Source organism: Acinetobacter sp. ANC_7503, assembly GCF_056780035.1.
The window spans coordinates 141,110-163,174 of sequence record NZ_JBWYJA010000005.1; the positions used below are offsets into that span (position 1 = coordinate 141,110).

The window sequence follows — 22,065 nt, forward strand, 5'->3', positions numbered from 1 at the left end:
TTATCTCCCGACTCGATAACAATCTAAGCCTTCCATACTGTCTTCAGCGCAGGTCTTGGCATTAGATTGATTTGTACTCGCAGCTAATACAGGCCATGTAATTTTTGTACCTGCGACACCGCTCGTTTCACTAATATTTTCAGAATTCAAATTGCAATAAATGTAGTAGGTATTACCATTTAATGTGAACGATTTACTTTCGGTAGATTGGTTATTGAATGAAGCACAAACATCAGTTGAATCAGTAGATATAGTGATGGTTTGTAAGCGATTTTGCAGTTCGTTTATCACTATATTGTCAATGTTCATATATCGTTGCGTGTTCAACATTTTGCTGATTGCTAAACCGCTACCAAAAACAATAATCGAGAATATAAGTAAACCAACAAGAGACTCCAACAATGTGAAACCACGTTGATTAGTTGATTTGAATGTTTGCTGATTCATTATTCTTCTCAACTGTAACGGTTAAATTTAAATTTGAATTGCACGTTGCTGATGCTGAACTTGCAGCAACCAACATCCCATTCGAGTTAAAAGATAGACAATAAAACTCTGTATTATTTACTTTGAAAAATACATTCGATGCATAGGGGATTTTTTGAAGGATATAGTTTTGGTCAGGCGAGTTGCCGTCACTTGTTGAACACGCATCAGTATTGTCCTTAGCAACTCGAATCACTCTAATTTCTTGATGGGTTTTATCTATACAAACAGATGCTGCTGCAAGTGAAGACTCTTGATTATTCGTGTTTCGAATTGCTGCAGAACGGGCTTGATAAGTCGCATTTTTAATACCTGCTAGCGCTCCATCAACATGACTTTGATCTACCCAAGCTCTGGTTAAAGAAGTACCTACAAATAACAAAATAGCCAGTACAACGATCGTAATCATTAGTTCGATCAGCGTGAAACCAAGTTGTTTTCTATAACCAGTATTTTGCATATTATTTCACCCAGTCAGTATATGAACCACAACCGGACACGGTACGAGTTCCATCATTTTTGAGTGTTAATGTACAACCTAAAACTCTTGCTTCAGTTCCTATTGCCTGAACCGCATAATTCACACCATCTGATGAAGTGTACGTAAAATTAAATGAATCAGAACTTGGATTCCAAGTTGTAAATTTAGTTTTTACTGCATTGGTATTTGATAAGGTTTCTTTAGGGTAGTTTAGTGTTCTTTGATATGCATTTTCAGCACCTAATGAAAGTGCGATTAAATTTGATTGAGCTTCTTTGATTTTTGCTTTGGTGACGTAGTTTTGATAACTAGGTACTGCAATTGCGGCCAAGATTGCAACAATAATGATGACGATCATTAATTCGATTAAGGTAAAACCTTTTTGCAATTTCATACATACCCCAAAATAATCATCAAAAATATCCATTTACTAACTGTAACATTAGTTACTAACCTAAATAATAACAACTTATAGGAGATTAATGGGGGGTATTAAGCGATGAACAGATTATTAATATTAATTAATTAGATAATTCAAATAATATTAACTATTATTTATTAAATCATCATAAAGGTTTAATGTGGTTTTTATCTTAAGTAATTGATTTTTATTAATATTTTTATGTTAATATTTTATTTATACTTAAAATTTATTTACCTATATTTTAAATGTATTTAAAATATATAAAATTTAATATGATGTGATATTTATTTAATTATTATTTATTGTGATCTAAATCACACAATTATTATTTTCCTAGAATCATTTCTAATACAAATTTTGATCCAATAAAGCCTATTGCAAGTAAAATAAAACCAATAATGGTAAAGCGTCTCGCTTTTTGACCGCGCCAACCAAAACGATAATGTCCAAATAAAAGTGCACCGTAAACAAACCAAGAGACAATACTAAACGCTGTTTTATGTGCCAAATGCTGTGCAAAAAAATCATCAATCGTAAAAAAGCCGAAGATAAGTGCAGTACTTAATAAAATGAAACCTGTAACAAGCATATCGAATAACAAAGATTCCATTGCTTGATAGGAGGGTAATAGATTTACCCAAACACGATGTTTCTGTTTGTTTTTTAACTCACGATCTTGTAACCACAACAAAACTGCGTGAATTGTTGCCATTAATAGCACTGCATAAGCTGAGAGTGACAAAATAATATGGACATCAAGTCCAAACGTGTTCTGTTTAAGTGTAAGTATAGGCTGGCTCAGGGAATAGCCTAAAATTAAACCCAATGCAGCTACTGGTATTCCAATCAGATTTAGCGCAAGTACAGGTCGATAAGTGCTATAAAGCAGGCTCAATAACAGCATGAGTGCTGAAGTAAATGAAAGGAGATTAAAAACGTTATAGTTAATGCCGAAAGGCGTTTTCATATCTATCAATAAGACGACAGCATGCAAGATCAAGCCTAATCCAGCTACGAGACTGATAAACCAATGATTAGGGACACGTTTAGTCATTAAATGGGTAAATAAATACCAAAAGGCAGTGGTATAGGCGATCAATGCTAAAATTGTGTAAACCAAAGGGAGGCTAATCATGTCAAACCTTTTTATGGATGCTGAATATTCATCTAATAAGATATAAATTCCAAACGAACTACAGTATCCTATAGCATCTTATGCATAAATTTTCTATTTTAAGAAAGATTTTTTTGCAACAACCATTTTAAGCGGATTTTGCAATGTTTGATACCTTAACAGAACGACTCACGCAGAGTTTAAGAAATGTTACTGGCTCTGGGCAACTGACCGAAGACAATATTAAAGATACGTTACGTGAAGTGCGTATGGCACTTCTTGAAGCCGATGTTGCACTTCCTGTAACTCGTGAATTTATCGCGAAAGTTAAGGAAGAGGCATTAGGTCAAGAGGTGATGTCACAGTTATCTCCAGGCCAAGCATTCGTCAAAATTGTTCATGATGAACTCACCAAAATGATGGGTGAGGCAAATGAAAGTCTTGATCTTGCTGCAAAGCCTCCCGTTGTTGTTTTATTGGCTGGTTTACAAGGTGCAGGTAAAACGACGACTGCTGCAAAATTAGCTCGTTTTTTACAAGAGCGACAAAAGAAAAAAGTCGCAATGGTTTCTGCCGACGTCTATCGTCCTGCAGCGATTAAGCAACTCCAAACTGTAGCAGGTGAAGTCGGCGCGATTTTCTTTGAATCAAGTGCTGATGAAAAACCAATTACGATTGCAAACCGAGCAATTGAACAAGCTAAAATTCAATTTGCGGATGTATTGATTGTCGATACTGCAGGTCGTTTACATATCGATGACGATATGATGGGCGAAATTAAAGAATTGCATGCAGCGATTAATCCTACAGAAACACTGTTCGTTGTAGATGCAATGACCGGTCAGGATGCTGCAAATACAGCAAAAGCATTCAATGATGCATTGCCTTTAACCGGTGTGATTCTTACAAAAACTGATGGTGATGCGCGTGGTGGTGCGGCACTTTCTGTTCGTGCAATTACTGGTAAGCCTATTAAATTCTTGGGGATGGGGGAGAAACTCGATGCCCTTGAACCATTCCATCCTGAGCGTGTAGCACAACGTATCTTAGGTATGGGTGATGTGCTTTCTTTGGTCGAAGAGCTTGAACGTAAAGTCGACAAAGAAAAAGCTGAAAAAATGGCGAAAAAACTGCAAAAAGGCGGCAGCTTCAACTTTGAAGATATGCTGATGCAGTTTGAACAAATGAATAAAATGGGCGGTATGATGGGCTTCTTAGACAAGTTGCCTGGCATGAGTAACTCAGGAATTCAGGATGCGATTGCTCAAGCAAATCCTGAAAAGCAAGTGAAGAAAATGGAAGCGATTATTCAATCGATGACCATCAAAGAGCGTCGCAATCCTGACTTGATGAATCCAAGCCGTAAAAAACGTATCGCAGCAGGTTGTGGTATGGATGTTGCTGAAGTCAATAAGCTGATCAAACAACATGCCCAAATGGCAAAAATGATGAAAAAATTTGCGAATCCATCGGGTATGGCGAAAATGATGAAATCATTAAGCGGTATGCAAAAGAAATTTGGTGGCGGCGGTGGCGTTGGTCCGTTATTCGGTGGAAAAGATCCAAAATAATTCCCAAAAATTAAAAAGGCGCTGTGGCGCCTTTTTTCATGCTACATAATTTTGCAAACTTACTATTTAGTTTAAAAAATAATCAATTCATGATGTTGAGAATACAGTCAAGAGTGCAAGAAAATGACACAGGTTTATGTTGTGCATGGATATACGGCAAGCCCTGAAGAAAATTGGTTTCCATGGATACAACAACAAGCTGATCAGTATGGTATTCCATTAAAAGTATTGAGATTAGATCCTTCTGAGACGCCACTATTAGGAACGTGGCAACAACAAATGAAAGAGCAAATAGCTCAAATTGATGATCAAACAATTTTTGTTGCTCACAGTCTCGGGTGTATTGCAACTTTACATTACTTAAGCCAAGTGCTTTTAAACCAAAAAATCAAAAAATTAATTCTAGTTGCTGGTTTCAATGGACGTTTAGGGCGGCTTGAGCAAGTTAATCCATTTATTGATGCAGCAGATATAGATTTTGAACTCATTCGTGACCAAGTTCATGATCGCGTGGTCATTTATTCTGAAGGTGATGAGCGCGTTCTGCCTAAATTTAGTTTCCAACAAGCTGAAAGTATTGATGCACATGTCGTTGCTGCAGAACATCAAGGGCATTTTATTGATTCAGAAGGTTGTACTGCATTGCCTGAGGTTTGGGCTGAGATTGTTCGAGATTAATTCAGAAGCTATAAGCTCTCACTGACGTATTTAACGTGATGTCACCCACATATTGATTTCTGCTCTAAAGACAAGCGCTTGGTTTTGATCATGGACTTCGACACACGCTACAAATCTATTTGGTATGGATTGCCCCGCTTGAATTGGCGTCAGAGGATAAGCAACTGCTGTTAAATCGGTCGTTGCTTTTTTAATATAGTTGACTTGCATACCGTCGGGTATCCATCGATGACTTGGTGGAAGAGTGACTTCTGTCATTAGACCACCAGTAAGCTCTGCCAAATTACACAATGCGATCGCATGTACAGTATTAAGGTGATTTAAAACCTTTTTTTCTTTAGACATCTGGACCTGACAAAAATCTGGTCTCAATTCAATAATTTTCGTGCGAATCGATTTGAAATAAGGTGCTTTGAGTTGAATCATTAGATTGAAAAGCACTTTCCCTAAGGGAAGTTTCTTCGCAATATTCCAAGCATTTAACGTCTTGTTATTCATGTTGTTCAGCCTACTTTTTATATTTTGGAGGTGTGTACTGATACTGAGTGAATAATTTTTTGTTTTAAGAGACACTCAGTTCAGCAGACCTGATGACCAAGTTATGTTTTTTGTTGCGCAACAGCAAGATAGCGTTGTAAGCCTTTTAATAATAAATCGGTTTCAATTTTCGGGTCATAAGATTGTAAATATTGAGCAAAAAGTGCTGCATCTCCACCTGTAAGGATTAATTTTCTTGGTGATGTTATTAAAACTTTTTCGATCATACTGACCAATCCCAATAAAATACCATGATGAACAGCATCCATTGTATTTTGCCCAGGACTTAACTCATCAAATGCAGCATCAGGGATTTTGATCCCTTTGGTATTTTGAATAAGTGAGTCTCGTTGTAGATAGAGATTAGGTACGATATATCCCCCTAAATGTGTAAATCCATCTGCTAAATCAATTGTTAAGGCCGTTCCACAACTGATCACGCAATATTTCTCTTGAGGATCGGTGACGACCGCTAGAACTTGTAGCCAACGATCGATACCCAATTGATTCGGTTCTGTATATCCACATTGGAGTCCTGCATATTCTTGATGAACTTTAGCAACGACAATTGGGATATCCAGCAGTTTTAAAATTTTGAGTATACGATCGTTATTTTTCTTGTCTTGAACAGATGAGATACCGACTTCTGATAGGTTTTGAGATTTAAAGTGTTGGATGAGACCCAACATTAAGTCCGCAGGAGATTGTAGATGAAGCTCCGCCACATGCTCCAAGATTTGCTCACCTTCCGTGATCCAATATTTTAAACGCGTATTGCCTATATCTAACCAAAGACGTTTCATCATGTATTCGCTGACCTATCTTTTCTTTATTTTTTTAAGCGTAAACGCCCTTGATACAAACTGATTAAACCTTGTTCAGTCAAAATATTAATTCGACCATCATCTCCAATACCTTTAAAGATACCTTGTACTGTTTTATTCACTTGCTCAAACTCTACAGTCTGATTCATAAAAGCAGCATAGTGATTGAAACGTCCCGAGAGGTTATAACTTCCATGCTCAAACCATTGTCCAGCTTGCATGATGGCGAGATAAAGCTCTGAAATAATCTTAATTCGATTTGGATGAGCTAAACCCAATTGCATGATTGATGTGGTTTGCTGTTCGATTGCTGCATCAGAAACAGGCAATAAATTAATACCAACACCAACAATCGCCTGATGTGGGGTTACAGGCTCTACCAAAATGCCACCCCATTTGCCTTGCGCACTATAAAGGTCATTTGGCCATTTGATTTGTAAATGATCCAATGACTTAAATGAAGGAATTTGCAAAATATTAAGTGCAATCTCAAGGGATAGTCGACCATCTAAGGGTGTTTTGGTTTCTAGCAATGTGCTTAAATAAATATTCCCGGCTGGGGAAACCCATTGTCGTTGATGTTGTCCACGTCCCTGAGTTTGAGTCTCACTGCATACAAGAATACCCTGTACACCTTTTTTGATGAGTGCGCGTACTTCATCATTGGTTGAAGTGGTGCTCTGTTTTAACAGTAAAACTTCTGGAAGTTGTTGAGCTTCAGTTAAAAGCTGACTGAGGTGGCGAGTCTCTAAATCCATGTTGAATCTGAGAAGAGTAAAAGATTTATGGAGTTAATCATATATTTAGCTATTGGTGCAATCGCTGGTTTTACTGCAGGGTTGTTTGGCGTGGGCGGTGGATTAATCATCGTACCCATTTTATTTATTGTATTTACCCAAATGGGTTATGACCCAACTGTCATTATGCACATGGCGCTTGGAACATCATTGGCTACGATTGTGGTCACATCGATTAGCTCGGTTATGGCACATCATAAAAAAGGTGCAGTGCTATGGTCAGTATTTAAAAATTTAGCGCCAGGTTTGGTACTGGGTTCATTTTTTGGTGCTGGATTGGCCAGTATTATCTCTGGACCAATGCTGCAATTGATTATCGGTTGTTTCGCAATTTGGGTTGCATACCGTATGTTCCGTGGTGCTAATGTGGTGGTCGATCAATCTAAGCAACTACCTTCTGTACCTGCTCAATTGGCTGCGGGAAGTGGAATTGGGGTGGCTTCAGCAATTTTTGGGATCGGTGGAGGAAGTTTAACCGTACCTTATTTAAATCATCATGGGGTGGTGATGCAAAAAGCTGTTGCAACATCTGCTGCATGTGGACTGCCGATTGCTTTAGCAGGTGCATTTGGATTTATGTTCTACGGACAAAAAGCACCTGCTGAAATCGAAAATGCCATTGGATATGTTCATGTTTATGCATTCATTGGCATTAGTGTAATGAGTTTTATCACCGCAAAAGTAGGAGCAAAAGTTGCACATAAACTGTCAGCAGCGATGTTGAAAAAATGTTTTGCAGCTTTGCTTACAACTGTAGGGATTTATTTTATTTATCAAGGCGTATTTTGAGAAAAATATGCCAAATCATTCTCGAAAATAATGATGTGTATTGACTTAAAAATTTGATAAATTGTCAGACAAAGACATAGTCAGTATGATGCTATTGGTATAAAAACAATAAAATAGCATCATGCTTGATGAAGTGTGAGTAAAAAAATAAATAGGAATATTATGCAATTGGAAGAAGTGGACAGCCTTTCAGAGCAAATAGCCAGACATATAAGTGAACAGATTATTAGTGGCGAATTGGTCGAAGGTGAACGTATACAAGAATTGCGTATCGCTAAAGAATTAGACGTGAGTCGAGGTTCGGTACGTGAAGCTTTGTTATTACTTGAACGCACGCATTTAATTGAAATTTATCCAAGACGCGGCGCAATTGTGTCAGAAATGTCTGCTCAACAAGTGCGAGCTTTATTTGATACAAGTGCACTTATGTTAGGGCAGATCGTCCAGCGTATGAGTGAAACTTGGCGTAATCATGAAGCTGAGGCGCTTCAGCAACTTATGCAATATTTAATTGAACAAGTTAAACAAAGTAATACTGAAAAATTTTACGATGGTGTATTTCAATTTTTAGCTAAGCAACAAGATATGGTAGCCAACCCATACTTAATGAAGTTTTATCGCGAACTGTTGCCATCTATACGTCGTAGTTATTTTTTAACCTTAAATACTTCGCGTAGAGAGCTTCAAGAAGCACTTGAATTAATTAAGCTTGTGATCGATGCAATTTTGATCCGAAAATCACAACAAGCTACTTTATTTATGGAAGATTTTTGCCGACACTTGCGCAATCTAGTGTTAGAGTCACTGACACGAATGAAACAAATTGAACTAGCTTGGGCGCGGAGATCGCGCAGATAATCAGGACACTATGCGATTAAGCAGCTTAAAACTCTCTGGCTTTAAATCTTTTGCGGATAGCAGCACCTTACAATTTAAAGCCAACCGTACCGCAGTCGTGGGACCAAATGGTTGTGGTAAATCCAACGTCATCGATGCAATCCGATGGGTGATGGGAGAGTCAAGCGCACGCCAGTTACGTGGTGGAAGTATGCAGGATGTCATTTTTACTGGGACAGCAAAACGTAAACCAGTGGGAATGGCGAGTGTAGAATTACGCTTCGAAAACACCTATGGAAAACTAGGTGGAGCATATAACGCTTATAGTGAGTTGGCGGTACGTCGCCAAGTCAATCGCGAGGGTAAATCTGAATATTTTCTTAATGGTACAAAATGCCGCCGCCGTGATATTACAGATATTTTTTTAGGAACAGGCTTAGGTCCTCGTTCGTATGCGATTATTGAACAAGGCATGATTAACCGTTTGGTCGATGCAAAACCAGATGAAATGCGCGTTTATATCGAAGAAGCTGCTGGAGTATCACGTTATCAAGCACGTCGTCGTGAGACGATGCAACATTTAGAACATACTCATCAAAATTTAAGTCGTCTAAATGACATTGCTGTTGAATTAAAATCCCAATTAAAGACACTAAAGCGTCAAGCAGAAGCTGCACTTCAATATAAAGCCTTAGAGACTGAAATTCGAACTTTGAAAGTTGAGATACTTTCATTTCAATGCCATCAAAGTGAACGAATTCAACAAGAATATACAACTGAAATGACTGAATTGGGTGAGCAATTTAAGCTTGTTCGTTCTGAACTCACCACTGTTGAGCATGATTTAACAGCAACAAATGAGTTATTTCAGCGATTAATGCAACAATCCACACCACTTCAGCAAGAATGGCAACAAGCTGAAAAAAAGCTGGCTGAATTACAAGCCAATTTGGATCAAAAACAGCAATTGTTTGCTCAAAATACTTTAACTTTAAAGCAGCTTGAAGAGCAAAAAATACAAACCAAAGAGCGGATGCAACTGATTGATATTCAGTTGGAAGATTTGATCCTCCAGCAAGAACATCAAGCAACAACATTGAGTGATACTGAATCAAATGCACAGCTTGATTTACAACAATTCAATGAGCTGAAGGCAAAGCAACTTGAAGCGCAAAAATCATTTTCTGAAATAAAAGCATTGGTTGAAAAGCAACAACAGCAACGTGCACAAATGTTGGCGCAGAGTGATCAATTGGCTAAAAATGTGCTTCGAATTGAGCAGCAAAAGCAAACTTTGGTCGAACAAAAATCTCAAAATCAAGCACAGTATGAACAGGATGATATTGACAATCTCCTGCATGAAAAACATGATGTACAGATTGAAATCGTTCGTCTAGAAGAAAGAATTGAGCAATTAGAAACTCAATTGAAACGTGATCAAATCTCATTGACTGAGCAAAAAAGTAAATGCACAGATTTGAATTCACACATCCAGATTTTGAAATCTGAACAAAAACAATTACAACAGCTTGTGGTGAAAGTCAGTCGACATGCATCGAAGAGCAATGACCCTTTAATGCAAATTTTGAAGCTAAAAGATCAGGCGAAACCGTTTGCAGCATTGGTCGAAAAATTTCTGTCAAAGTGGCTGCATGCGAATACGTTAAAGAGTGAAGATTTATTTCAGACCGAATCTGCCCGTCAATTAAAAGTTATGCAGCAAGATGTATCTGGGACTGTACTTGGTTTACCCACATTAGCGAGCTGGATTGATTTCCCCCAAAACTCATTATGGTTAAACGTTGCGATAGCTCAAGATTTTGAGCAGGCGCTTCAATTACAGCCTCAATTAAAACAAGGTGAGTCTATTTTAAGTTTGGATGGCTATCATATTGGTCCTGACTGGATGATTGGTCTGTACTTTGATGAGTCGAGTCAAGATGCTCAAGGAGCACTTAGCCACCGAATTCGATTAGATGAAATTGATTCAGAGTTGACACAAATGGTGAAAGCGCATGAGTCAATGACGCTCGAACTCGCTGAGATGCAATTAAAGCTTGAACAAAAAAATAGTGAATGTACGGAGTTGCAAAAAGCGTTAAAAAATCATCAAGCCCTTGCTCACCAAGTTGAAGTGAAGATTGCAAAACAGCAAATGGCTCAGCAGGCTTTCGAGTCGCAAAATCTACACATCGAGTCACAAATTGCTCAACTTGATGCGCAGCTTGAAGAAGATGCGATGCAAAAAGATGATTTGGAAATCGATTTACATGCATTGATGCTTAAAATTGAACACAATCTTCCACACTACAAAACCTTAGAGTTTCAAGTTGAAGAATTGAATGATCAGGTTGAGCATCTTCAGGACTTAGTCTACAAAAAACAACAAGAGTTAGAAACAAACCGCCGTACTCATACGCAAAATCAGCAACAAATTGAGCTGTTGGAAAAAGATGCAAGTTTTCTAAAAACGCAATATCAGCAGATCATCACTCAAATTACACAAGCTAAAAATTTCGTGGATCCGATTCAATTAGAATTACCCACTTTGCAAAGCCAATATGAGGTTCAAAAGCAGCAGACTGAAAAGTTACAAAAGACTTGGTCCTCATGGCAAGTCGAACTTAATGAAATACAGTCTAAGCAACAAAAATTGACGGAGCTACGATTAAATCATCAGCAAAGTGATGAGCACTTTAGAACCCAGTTAGAAGAGAAGCGTTTAGCATGGCAAGTGGCTAAATCTGATTTACAACATTATGCTGAACAATTAAAAGAGCTTAATGCTGAATTATTAGAAAATGTGCCAATCGATCTGACTCAGCACCAACAGCAGTTAGAGCAAGCACAGCGTCAGTTTGACAAAATAGGCGCTGTGAACTTAGCAGCTTCAGAAGAGTATGAAGAAGTATCAAAGCGCTATGAAGATTTGAGCCATCAAATTGAAGATCTTGAAAAAACAGTCGCACAATTAAAAGATGCGATGAAAAGCATTGATCAAGAAACTAAAAAGCTATTCATGACTACCTTTGATCAAGTAAATACGGAATTGCAAAACTTATTCCCAAAGGTGTTTAATGGTGGTGAAGCAAGTTTAAGTTTAGAAGATGATTGGCAATCTGGTGTAAAGCTAATGGCTCGACCACCAGGAAAGCGAAATAGTTCTTTAGCATTGTTATCAGGCGGTGAAAAAGCACTAACAGCACTAGCATTAGTTTTTGCTATATTTCGACTGAATCCAGCACCATTTTGTGTATTGGATGAGGTTGATGCACCGTTAGATGATGCAAATGTTGGACGTTTTTGTAATTTAGTAAAAGAGCTTTCTGAACATGTCCAATTCATTTACATTACACACAATAAAGTTGCGATGACGATGGCTACTGACTTACTTGGTGTAACAATGCCTGAGCCAGGAACATCGAAGTTAGTCACTGTTGATCTAGAAGAAGCGAAAGAATACGGTTTAGCTGCGGAGTCTTAATATGGAAATCAGTACCATTATCGGAATTGTGATCGCAATCGTGATCTGTTGCATAGGGTTGTTTATGATCCTGCGCAAGCCGAGTGATGCAGCACCGTCATTAGATGCTGAATTACATATAAATGAACAATGTAATCAACCCGTCATTCCTCGTCATGTTCGTAGTCTTTTACAGGCGCAAGCCGCACCATTGGCTTCTTCTGAGCGTGTAGAACCAAGTTTGAAAGACATTGAAGCGAGTGATGTGGCTCGAGTGGATCAAACAGCTGATCAGCATGCTACAAAGACGCCTGAAAATATTCAAAAAACTGTAGAAGTGGTAGATACAGTGCAACTGAATACTTCGGTAGACCTTGCAGAGAAAGAAAGTAAATCTCTGCTCGACTCCAGTAAAAACTCGGACAGCACTGAGACTGACCCACTAGAAAAAAATACAGAAACAGTCGAGAGTAAAGCTCAGTCGATTGATGGTGTAACAGACACTCAAAGTGCAGATCTTATTTCCAAAGATTCAATCGTAGAAACTACAATTGAAGACTGGAAAAAAGTTGAGCCAAGTTTTGTATTAAATCCGAATATTCAAACTGCTGAAATCAAAGAATTTGAAGAAGAAAGCAGCATTTTGGATGTGCATTTACATGAACAGCAACGTTTTGATGATGAAAGTGCTTTAGCAAATGCCGAATACATTATTAGTTTGAATATGTATCCGAACCCTCGAAAAGCACTTTCTGGTGATAAAGCTTTGAAAGTGTTAATGAAATATGGATTGCGCTTTGGCGAAATGAACTGTTTCCATCGTTATGAAACTCCTGATGCAGTCAGCCCATTGCTGTTTTCCGTACTCAGAATCACAGATCAGGGTCCTGCAGGTTTTGATTTAGAAACATTATCTGGTGAACAAGTCCAAGGTTTAGCATTCTTCTTAGCATTACCGCATCATAATGTTCAAAAAGGCTATGACAGTATGGTGAGTATTGCAGGGCTTATTGCACGTGAAACAGATGGTACCGTCTATGATGAAAATAATCTTGAATTTACACCGCAGTTAAAAGAACACTGGCGCCATAAAGCGATCGACTATAGATCAGGTCAAGCTGTTTAATCACCTAGGTGACTTACTGAATTTGTGTAAAGTCATTTATACTGTTTAGGTTGAAATTATTGGGCGGAATTTTCCGCCCTTTTATATGGTGAAAATATGGATCAGAACGCTGTCGTTGCGCAAATGCGCCAACTCATTCAATTACTGGCTCGGCATAACCATGCTTATTATGTGATGGATCAGCCGACAATTGAAGACAGTGAATATGATCAATTGTTTTATCAACTAAAAAACTTAGAAGAACAATATCCTGATTTAGTACAGACGGATACACCGACCAATAAAGTCGGTGATAAACCTTTATCTAAGTTTGAAAATATTACACATACAGTGCCAATGCTGTCCTTAGGTAATGTGTTTAATCAGGATGAACTTTTTGCCTTTGCACGCAGAATTGAAGAGCGTTTACCTAACCAGAAAATCCAATACGACGTCGAACTTAAATTTGATGGGCTTGCGATCTCGCTATGGTATGAACATGGTTTGTTGATTCGAGCGGTTACACGTGGGGATGGTGAAACAGGAGAAGTCATAACCCAAAATGTAAAAACAATTCGTAATTTGCCTAAAGTACTCATGATGTCTCAAGGTGTACCACCAGCGTTGTTAGAAGTTCGTGGCGAAGTACTAATGCCTAAAGCTGGATTTGTAAAGTTAAATGCTGAAAATGAGGCCAAAGGTGAGAAAACTTTTGCTAACCCAAGAAATGCGGCAGCAGGGAGTTTGCGTCAACTTGATCCGACCATAGCAGCATCACGACCACTTGCATTCTATGCTTATGGAATTGCGCAATGCATGCCACATCATGGTCTGAGCACGATGTCAGAGAGCTTAAATTGGCTTGAACAGTTGGGCTTTGCTGTTGGGGAAAAACATTTTGTTTGTGACAGTATTGAAGAGGTTCAAGCGGCTTATGAATCTGTAAATCAGGAGCGTCCAAACCTGTCAGTTGAAATTGACGGGATGGTGATCAAAGTCAATGATTTGAAGCAACAACAACAATTAGGCTTTTTAAGTCGTGAACCTCGATGGGCAACAGCATATAAGTTCCCTGCAGTGGCTGCGCTAACCACAGTTGAAAATATTGATTGGCAGGTAGGGCGTACAGGTACTTTAACGCCTGTAGCGCGATTAAATCCTGTATCGGTTGGCGGAGTCACAGTATCAAACGTGACTTTACATAATATTGGTGAAATACATCGCTTGGACGTGCGCGTTGGAGATACGGTGAGTGTCTATCGTAGCGGAGATGTTATTCCTAAAGTTGAAAAGGTTTGGCCAGAATTTCGACCTCTAGAAACCACTGAAATTCAATTGCCAGAACAATGTCCTGTATGTGCTTCTCCAGTTGTGATGCCCGAAGGCGAAGCTTTAGCACGATGTTCAGGGGGGCTTTATTGTGCGGCACAGCGTATAGAGGCGATCCGTCATTTTGTATCACGTAAAGCAATGGACATCGAAGGTTTGGGTGATCGTTGGGTTGAGTCTTTATTACATCTTGAACTCCTCAAAGATGTTGCAGACATTTACCACTTGCACGAGCATCGTGAAAAGCTGCTGACTATTGAAAAAATGGGCGAGAAATCTGTACAAAATCTCATAGACTCAATAGAAAGTAGTAAAAAAACAACATTAGCGGCATTTATTTACGCACTAGGCATTCGAGGAGTAGGCGAGACTACGGCTCGAATGTTAGCCAATACCTTCCAGACTTTAGATGCGCTGAAATCTGCTGATTTAGAAGCATTAAAGAAAACCCCTGATGTAGGTGATATTACTGCAGAATGGATATTAGACTTTTTCAAAGCTGAACATAATATTGAAGTATTAAATCGATTAATTGAGGCTGGAATTCATTGGGATGCACCGATAGCACCGACTCGACAACCTTTAAATGGTGAGAGCTGGGTGGTGACTGGTACTTTAAGCAGTATGGGGCGAGATGAAGCGACTCAACTCTTACAGGCATTAGGTGCACGTGTGAGTGGTAGTGTATCCAGTAAAACGAAATGCTTGGTTGCTGGTGAAAAGGCAGGTTCCAAACTTGAAAAAGCAGAAAAATTAGGTATTCCGGTGATGAATGAAGCTGAGTTTATTGCATTTATGATCCAGCATGGTCAGCTCACTGAACCTGAGTCTTAAGTGTATCTTGCACATAACAAAGGGCATCAATAGATGCCCTTTTTTCTCGAGTAATTAGATATTAACCACGTTTTTTGATAATGCCATCGTCAAGTAGCTGTTGAAAATGTTCTACGATACTTGTCTCAACGTCACGATATTGCATGCCTAATTCTTGCTTACTACGCTCAGCATTGAAGTAAATGGGGTAACCCACATTCAAGTCAACGAATTTTCGCGTATAGCCAAACAGAGGAGCGAGTAATTTGAATAAAAACTTGGGAGCAATCATTCGTGGGAAAGGATAGCGTCCACCATAATGTTGTCGTAATGTTTTACCCATTTCGAGTAGGGTCATCGTTTTAGCATTAATAATATATCGTCCATGTGCTTTAGGGTGAAGTGCTGCTTGGATATGCGCATGAGCGACATCTCGAACATCGACTAAACCATTCCACATTGGAGGAACACCAAATAATGTCATGCCATTTCCAAATTGTTGAATGACTTCAACACTTCCAGATTGTGTAGAAGGTGTGAGTGATGGTCCAACAACCAATGAGGGATTGATACACACTAAATTCCATCGAGATTGTGCCTTTTGCATATCCCATGCTTTGCGTTCTGCTGCGACTTTAGAGTAAAAATAAGGTTGGTGTTCGGCACTACTGGTGGTATTCCAATGGCTTTCTTCAAACTGGTTCTGCTCAGTTTTCAAAATATCCACTGCATCGCCATAAGTTGAAGCAATACTAGATGTGACAACGACACGTTTTACTGTATCTGTATGATTGACACTGTTCAGTACATTGGTCGTACCTTTTAGTGCAGGGTCAATCAAGTCTGTGATTGGATCTTTAAAGTTAGTCACTAAAAAAGGTGACGCCATATGGATCACAATTTCACAGTCTTTCATTGCTTCATCAAACGAACCTTCTTCTAAGAGATTTGCTTGAAATAACTTTAAAGCGCCTGAAGTTTGAGATGCGATTTGTTCTAAATGTTGAAAACTTGAACTTTTAGTTAAGTCTCGTACAGTGGCGTGAACGGTGTATCCTTGTTCTAATAATTGTTTAATTACCCAACCAGCAATATAGCCAGTTGCACCTGTCACCAAAATCGGGGCAGTAGTCGTCATCATTGTTATTGCCTGATGGTCAAATAGATTCATTCTAAAATTAAAAAAAGGATTTGTCCTTGATCATTTTCAACATCAACTCAAATGTAATGAGAGTCACTTCGATTGGTTACAAAATTAAATAGAGCTAAAATTTGTTTAAAACTGCTCTCGAATTTTTTTAACTGTATGCAAGGGGTTATTTTTTAAGTAAAAAATAAGTGATTCAAACTGCAAATGCGTATGTTTCTCATTTTAATTATATAAAAATCATAAACTTACACATTATATTTTTTGCAAAATAAGCTCTGATTGTTCATAATGTTGCTATTAAAGAATGGAGTGATTGAAATGCGTGGCAATCCAGAAGTCGTAGATTACTTAAATATGTTGATCGGTGGTGAACTGGCTGCTCGTGATCAATATCTCATTCATTCACGTATGTATGAAGATTGGGGTCTCACTAAGATTTTTGAGCGTATCGATCATGAAATGCAAGAAGAAGCACAACATGCTGATGCTATTATTCGCCGTGTCTTATTCCTAGAAGGCACACCGAATATGAATCGTGATGATATTGAAGTAGGTGAAGACGTCGTTTCATGTTTAAAAGCAGATTTAAAGCTTGAGTACGAAGTGCGTGAAAAATTAGCGCAAGGTGTAAAGCTTTGCGAGGAAAAAGGCGATTACGTGACACGTGATATGTTGCGTCAACAAATGTCGGATACCGAAGAAGATCATACCTATTGGTTAGAAAAACAGCTTCGCTTAATTGAACTGATCGGTTTACAAAACTATATTCAGTCTCAAATGTAAGTTAAAACCCAGCAAGGCTGGGTTTTTTTATACCTGAGTTTTGTCTGAATTGAATCATTTTTAATAATTATCTAAAAATCAAAGTGAAATTGAATGATTTGCTCAATGAGTTATTGTGCTTGGCTTTATATACTGACCGAAAACGATCAGCTAAGGATTGGCAATCATGAGTAAAATCTTATTAATTACCGGTTGGGGACTCGGAACAAAACCACTCGAAAACTTAAAAACTGCTTTGGATATGGCAGGATTTCAAATCGATCTGATTAATATCTTTAATGCACTCGACCCTGTTGAATTATCTAAACATGTTGAGTTAGCTAAAAAAGTCGATGTCATTATAGGGTGGTCTTTAGGCGGGCAATTAGCAACATTGCTCACCCAAAAGGTTTTCGAGCTTTCAGGTCAGGCAAAAACGTTAATTACTTTAGCATCGAATCCTTGCTTCGTTGCCAATGAACGCTGGTCTACAGGTATGCCGCTTTCTACTTTTCAAAGTTTTAGAGAGTCTTTTGAAAATGACCCCATGACCACTTTAAAGCGATTTTGTTATCTGGTCTCACAGGGCAGCCAAACTGCTAAACAAGATTGGCAATCTTTGCAAAATTCAATTACGAGTGAAGAGCTAGATTTAAAAAAGCAGGGCTTGGATTTACTATATCATCTTAATACTGTCGAGATATTGAAAAATTATGTCGGAAAACAATTACATGTATTTGCTGATGATGATGGATTAGTTAGTAACAAAGTTCTAGATAATATCCGAAAGATAGATGCAAAGTTTTTTAAATTCGAAATTATCCCAGGCTCTCACTGCTTTTCAATTTTTAGAGCTACACAACTAAGTGACAAAATCGTTCAATATCTAAGAAAGAATGAGAAATCCTGATGAATATTGTCTAATCAGGCAATTCATAACAAAAATAATTCGCGTTATGCTCTGTCTAGATTAATAAGGAAATTCTTCCAGGATGGTTGACGAATTCGATTTAGCACACTTATGGCACCCTTATACTTCGATGTTAAACCCACTGCCGACATATAAAGTAAAAAAGGCTACAGGGGTGATGATTGAACTTGAAGATGGCCGTCAACTCATTGATGGTATGTCATCTTGGTGGTGTGCCATTCACGGATATAACCATCCTCAACTTAATCAAGCTGTGTCGGATCAATTGCAGCACATGTCACACATTATGTTTGGTGGGCTTACTCATGATCCTGCGATTGAATTAGGGAAGGCATTATTAAAAATTACACCACCTCAATTAGATAAAATATTCTATGCGGACTCAGGTTCTGTCGCTGTTGAAGTCGCACTAAAGATGGCAGTTCAATATTGGACCGCACAAAATAAGAAAGATAAAACCAGTTTTATCACGACGCGTTCTGGTTACCATGGTGATACATGGAATGCAATGTCAGTATGTGATCCAGTCACTGGGATGCATCAGGTCTTTGGTTCTAGTTTACCTTCTCGTTGTTTTGTTCCTGCACCGCAGACTCGATTTGATGAAGATTGGAATCCAGCAGATATTCTTGTATTGGCAGAAACTTTAAAAAACCATCATGCCACTATCGCTGCCATGATTATTGAGCCGATTGTGCAAGGTGCTGGAGGCATGCGTTTCTATCATCCTGAATATTTACGCGAAGCCAAGAGGCTATGCGATCAATATCAGGTGTTAATGATATTTGATGAAATTGCCACGGGGTTTGGACGAACAGGTAAATTATTTGCTTGGGAACACGCTCAAGTTGAACCAGACATCATGTGTATTGGTAAGGCGCTGACCGGTGGGTATATGACTTTATCTGCAACACTGACCACACGACATGTCGCTGAAGTGATCAGCTCTGGTGAAGCTGGCGTATTTATGCATGGACCTACATTTATGGCGAATCCCTTGGCTTGTGCTGTCGCCTTAAAGAGTACTGAGCTTTTATTGTCACAAGATTGGCAGTCCAATATTCAAAGAATAGAGCAAATTCTAAAACATTATTTACATAGATTAGATGATCAAGCGCATATTCAAGATGTTCGTGTGCTCGGTGCTATCGGTGTTGTTGAACTTAAACAAAATGTTGATATGAAAACGCTGCAACAGCGTTTCGTAGAACGAGGCGTGTGGATTCGTCCTTTTGGAAAATTAGTTTATGTCATGCCGCCTTTTGTGATTTCAGATGTCGAACTCACTGAATTACTAACGCAGTTGGTGAGTGTTGTGATGGAGCTTGCAGAGGAAATGAGATGAATCTGTTGGATCACTACGCAGAGCAGTTAGACTCATTAAAACAAACTGGAAATTTTCGGCAGTTTAAATCCATCGTTCAGTATGGAAAATGGGTTGAGTTTCAGCAACAGAGAATGTTGAATCTTTCGAGTAATGATTATTTAGGGATTGCGTCAGATCTACAAATAAGAGAAGCATTTTTTGATTACTGTTCAGCAGATTCAAAAAGAATGAGCTCTTCATCTTCAAGGTTACTCACAGGAAATTATCCTGAATATGAGCAATTTGAATATGACATGAGTCAATCATTCAATCAAAGGGCAGTTCTGTTATTCAACAGTGGCTATCACATGAATATTGGTATTCTGCCTGCGATTGCTGATAGTCAAACTTTAATTCTTTCGGATAAATTGATTCACGCCAGCATGATTGATGGGATTCGCTTAAGTAAAGCGAAGCTGATACGTTATCGACATAATGATCTGCTTCATTTAAAGCAATTGATCGAGCAATATCATGATGATCCCTTGTATCAAAGAATCATTGTGGTAACTGAATCAATTTTTAGTATGGATGGTGATGAAACTGATTTAACTGCGTTGGTGAGTCTGAAATATCAGTTCAGTAAAATCATGTTATATGTAGATGAAGCACATGCTATTGGTGTTCGGGGGAAGCAAGGACTCGGTTGCGCTGAACAATATGCTGTCATAGATGATATCGATTTCTTGGTCGGAACATTTGGGAAAGCACTCGCATCTGTTGGTGGATACATTGTGTGTCATCCAATCTTAAAAGATTATTTAATCAACAAAATGCGCTCTTTGATTTTTAGTACCGCACAACCACCCATCAACATGGCTTGGACGCATTTTATTTGGAATAAAATGAAAAAAATGCAGGAGCAACGTGCTCATTTAAGTGATTTGAGTCTGCAACTGCGTCAATATATTCTTGAGCAAGGTTACGAATGTCCTTCAAGCTCGCAGATTATTCCTTTAATTTTAGGTGATTCTCAGCGTGCACTTGAGCGCGCACAACAATTACAACAATCTGGTTTTTATATTTTGCCGGTTCGGCCACCAACGGTTCCACAAGGAAGTTCACGCTTGAGAATTTGTATGAATTCTCAGCTGAATCAAGATGAATTGGAGCGGTTGAAAGAACAATTATGAATGACTCTATGTTGAACAAATTTATTCAAAAAGAAATGATTGCTACTCGATTTGCAAAATCGCATTGGACTTATGCAGATCAGGCACGTATTCAACAAAATGTAGCGAAGCATTTAAGCGAGCTGATGCGTCTTTATGTTTCATCTTCTGAGCTTGCTAAAGTATTTGAAATTGGATGTGGAACTGGAAATCTAACTCAAGAGATGTTTCATCATTTTAAAATGGATCAAGTTATTTTGAATGATTTATATGCTGATGTTGAGCATACCATCAGTCATCATCAGCCTGTCGAGTGGCGTATTGGTGATGTCGAAAAAATTGAGTTACCCAAAGACCTTGATTTATGTGCCTCAAGCTCTGCATTACAGTGGATGTCTGAGTTTGAAAGATTGATACAGAAAATTTATTCGGCTTTAAAGCCCAATGGTTATTTTTGCTTTTCAACTTATGGGCCTCAGAACTTAAAAGAAATTAAATCCTTAACTGGACAAGGATTAAAATATTTTGATCAAAGCCAAATTAAAAGCTTACTAGAGCAGAACGGATTTGAAGTGATGCACTGTGAACAACAATTGGCTCAATTACACTTCGCGCACCCAAAATTGGTCCTAAAACATTTACAGGCCACAGGTGTGACGGCAACCTCACAGGGGTTTCGTTGGACGAAGGAAAGTTTGAATCAGTTTTATCTAGGTTACCGACAATTTATTGCGACTGATGAGCAAGAGAATCTTGTATATCCTTTAACGTATCACCCTATATTTTTTATCGCACGGAGTAAGTCATGAGTGCTCAAATCTACTTTGTGAGCGGTATTGATACTGGAATTGGAAAAACATACGTCACTGGTTATTTGGCAAAAATTTGGCGTGAACAAGGGCGGAATGTCATTACTCAGAAATTAATTCAAACGGGTAATGTGGATGTTTCTGAAGATATTGAAAAACATCGTGAAATTATGGGATGTGGTTGGTTAGAGGAAGATACTCAAAAACTCACTATGCCTGAAATTTTCAGTTATCCTGCATCGCCTCACTTAGCGACACGTATAGATGGGCGAAGTATTGATTTCGCTAAAATTGAACAAGCGACTCAACAGTTGTCCTCTTCATATGAAGTTGTTTTGCTTGAAGGGGCGGGTGGCTTGATGGTCCCTCTAACAACACAATATTTAACCATTGATTATTTAGTGGATAAAAAATATCCCATAATTTTGGTGAGTTCGGGGCGTTTGGGAAGCATCAACCATACTTTGTTGAGCTTAGAGGCACTGAAGCATCGTGGGCTTGAGTTATATGCTCTAGCATATAATTTGAATGCTGAATCTGACGATGAGCTTATTTCACGTGATACATCTGCCTACTTAAAAAAGTATTTATCGCAACATTTTCCATCTGCTAAATGGATTGATATTCCTGTTATTGAATAAATGAAAAAAACCGCTCTATTGAGCGGTTTTTTTTAGGGATTTAAAA

The 22,065-nt window shown here is 38.4% G+C and carries 21 protein-coding genes; 13 read left to right on the forward strand and 8 right to left on the reverse strand.

The genetic code is table 11. From position 1 onward, the window contains the following. The 4 genes from AC1M9M_RS07860 to AC1M9M_RS07875 form a co-directional block, all read right to left on the reverse strand. Entirely contained in the window at positions 1-447 is a 447-nt protein-coding gene (locus tag AC1M9M_RS07860; protein WP_092767481.1) for a PulJ/GspJ family protein, read from the reverse strand. Then, a complete protein-coding gene (locus AC1M9M_RS07865) occupies positions 419-946 on the reverse strand; it encodes a pilus assembly FimT family protein (protein WP_092767479.1) in 528 nt (175 codons plus the stop codon). Before AC1M9M_RS07865 ends, AC1M9M_RS07860 begins: the two co-directional genes overlap by 29 nt. Position 947: 1 nt before the next feature. Next, complete coding sequence (locus AC1M9M_RS07870; protein WP_481587214.1) at positions 948-1,361, reverse strand: type IV pilin protein; 414 nt, start codon at positions 1,359-1,361, stop codon at positions 948-950. A 355-nt stretch (positions 1,362-1,716) separates the two neighbouring features. After that, entirely contained in the window at positions 1,717-2,526 is an 810-nt protein-coding gene (locus tag AC1M9M_RS07875) for a cytochrome C assembly family protein (protein ID WP_092767475.1), read from the reverse strand. A 143-nt stretch (positions 2,527-2,669) separates the two neighbouring features. Here AC1M9M_RS07875 and ffh point away from each other — a divergent pair, with 143 nt between their 5' ends. Together ffh and AC1M9M_RS07885 are read left to right on the forward strand one after the other, a co-directional pair. Beyond that, positions 2,670-4,076 (forward strand): signal recognition particle protein, encoded by a 1,407-nt coding sequence (ffh, locus tag AC1M9M_RS07880; protein WP_035269264.1) that lies wholly within the window; start codon positions 2,670-2,672, stop codon positions 4,074-4,076. 123 nt (positions 4,077-4,199) lie between these two features. Beyond that, positions 4,200-4,754 (forward strand): RBBP9/YdeN family alpha/beta hydrolase, encoded by a 555-nt coding sequence (locus tag AC1M9M_RS07885; protein WP_481589218.1) that lies wholly within the window; start codon positions 4,200-4,202, stop codon positions 4,752-4,754. Between the two features lie 30 nt (positions 4,755-4,784). Here the strand turns inward: AC1M9M_RS07885 and AC1M9M_RS07890 are convergent, their stop codons facing one another. The 3 genes from AC1M9M_RS07890 to AC1M9M_RS07900 form a co-directional block, all read right to left on the reverse strand. Beyond that, a complete protein-coding gene (locus AC1M9M_RS07890) occupies positions 4,785-5,252 on the reverse strand; it encodes a hotdog fold domain-containing protein (RefSeq protein ID WP_481596064.1) in 468 nt (155 codons plus the stop codon). A 101-nt stretch (positions 5,253-5,353) separates the two neighbouring features. Further along, complete coding sequence (locus AC1M9M_RS07895; RefSeq protein WP_481596080.1) at positions 5,354-6,094, reverse strand: type III pantothenate kinase; 741 nt, start codon at positions 6,092-6,094, stop codon at positions 5,354-5,356. Between the two features lie 26 nt (positions 6,095-6,120). Continuing rightward, the gene (locus tag AC1M9M_RS07900; protein ID WP_481596065.1) at positions 6,121-6,873 is read right to left on the reverse strand and encodes a biotin--[acetyl-CoA-carboxylase] ligase; all 753 of its coding nucleotides are present in this window, start codon (positions 6,871-6,873) and stop codon (positions 6,121-6,123) included. Positions 6,874-6,900: 27 nt separating this feature from the next. On the opposite strand from AC1M9M_RS07900, the gene AC1M9M_RS07905 reads away from it, so the two are divergent. The 5 genes from AC1M9M_RS07905 (at position 6,901) to ligA (ending at position 15,269) form a co-directional block, all read left to right on the forward strand. Next, positions 6,901-7,701: a sulfite exporter TauE/SafE family protein gene (locus AC1M9M_RS07905; RefSeq protein WP_035269256.1), complete on the forward strand. Its 801-nt coding sequence runs from the start codon at positions 6,901-6,903 to the stop codon at positions 7,699-7,701. Between the two features lie 162 nt (positions 7,702-7,863). Beyond that, on the forward strand, positions 7,864-8,559 hold the full coding sequence (locus tag AC1M9M_RS07910; protein WP_481587219.1) for a GntR family transcriptional regulator: 696 nt from the start codon (positions 7,864-7,866) through the stop codon (positions 8,557-8,559). Positions 8,560-8,569: 10 nt separating this feature from the next. Further along, positions 8,570-12,022, forward strand: a complete 3,453-nt coding sequence (gene smc, locus AC1M9M_RS07915; RefSeq protein ID WP_481596066.1) for a chromosome segregation protein SMC — start codon at positions 8,570-8,572, stop codon at positions 12,020-12,022. A gap of 1 nt (position 12,023) precedes the next feature. Continuing rightward, positions 12,024-13,127: a cell division protein ZipA C-terminal FtsZ-binding domain-containing protein gene (locus tag AC1M9M_RS07920; RefSeq protein WP_481596067.1), complete on the forward strand. Its 1,104-nt coding sequence runs from the start codon at positions 12,024-12,026 to the stop codon at positions 13,125-13,127. Between the two features lie 96 nt (positions 13,128-13,223). Further along, on the forward strand, positions 13,224-15,269 hold the full coding sequence (ligA, locus tag AC1M9M_RS07925; RefSeq protein WP_481596068.1) for an NAD-dependent DNA ligase LigA: 2,046 nt from the start codon (positions 13,224-13,226) through the stop codon (positions 15,267-15,269). A gap of 61 nt (positions 15,270-15,330) precedes the next feature. Here ligA and AC1M9M_RS07930 read toward each other — a convergent pair whose 3' ends face one another. Further along, positions 15,331-16,395 (reverse strand): SDR family oxidoreductase, encoded by a 1,065-nt coding sequence (locus AC1M9M_RS07930; RefSeq protein WP_481596081.1) that lies wholly within the window; start codon positions 16,393-16,395, stop codon positions 15,331-15,333. Between the two features lie 321 nt (positions 16,396-16,716). Here AC1M9M_RS07930 and ftn point away from each other — a divergent pair, with 321 nt between their 5' ends. From ftn to bioD, 6 genes are all read left to right on the forward strand, one after another. Further along, positions 16,717-17,181, forward strand: coding sequence for a heteropolymeric bacterioferritin subunit Ftn (gene ftn, locus AC1M9M_RS07935; RefSeq protein ID WP_481587223.1), 465 nt, complete (start codon positions 16,717-16,719; stop codon positions 17,179-17,181). Between the two features lie 163 nt (positions 17,182-17,344). Then, entirely contained in the window at positions 17,345-18,070 is a 726-nt protein-coding gene (locus AC1M9M_RS07940) for an alpha/beta hydrolase family protein (RefSeq protein ID WP_212771600.1), read from the forward strand. Positions 18,071-18,152: 82 nt separating this feature from the next. Then, positions 18,153-19,436: an adenosylmethionine--8-amino-7-oxononanoate transaminase gene (gene bioA, locus AC1M9M_RS07945; RefSeq protein ID WP_092767456.1), complete on the forward strand. Its 1,284-nt coding sequence runs from the start codon at positions 18,153-18,155 to the stop codon at positions 19,434-19,436. Beyond that, positions 19,433-20,590, forward strand: coding sequence for an 8-amino-7-oxononanoate synthase (locus AC1M9M_RS07950; RefSeq protein ID WP_481587226.1), 1,158 nt, complete (start codon positions 19,433-19,435; stop codon positions 20,588-20,590). The genes bioA and AC1M9M_RS07950 overlap by 4 nt, the downstream gene beginning before the upstream one ends. Next, complete coding sequence (gene bioC / locus AC1M9M_RS07955; protein WP_481596069.1) at positions 20,587-21,378, forward strand: malonyl-ACP O-methyltransferase BioC; 792 nt, start codon at positions 20,587-20,589, stop codon at positions 21,376-21,378. The genes AC1M9M_RS07950 and bioC overlap by 4 nt, the downstream gene beginning before the upstream one ends. Further along, positions 21,375-22,019, forward strand: a complete 645-nt coding sequence (bioD, locus tag AC1M9M_RS07960) for a dethiobiotin synthase (RefSeq protein WP_481589209.1) — start codon at positions 21,375-21,377, stop codon at positions 22,017-22,019. The genes bioC and bioD overlap by 4 nt, the downstream gene beginning before the upstream one ends. The last annotated feature ends 46 nt before the right edge of the window (positions 22,020-22,065 follow it).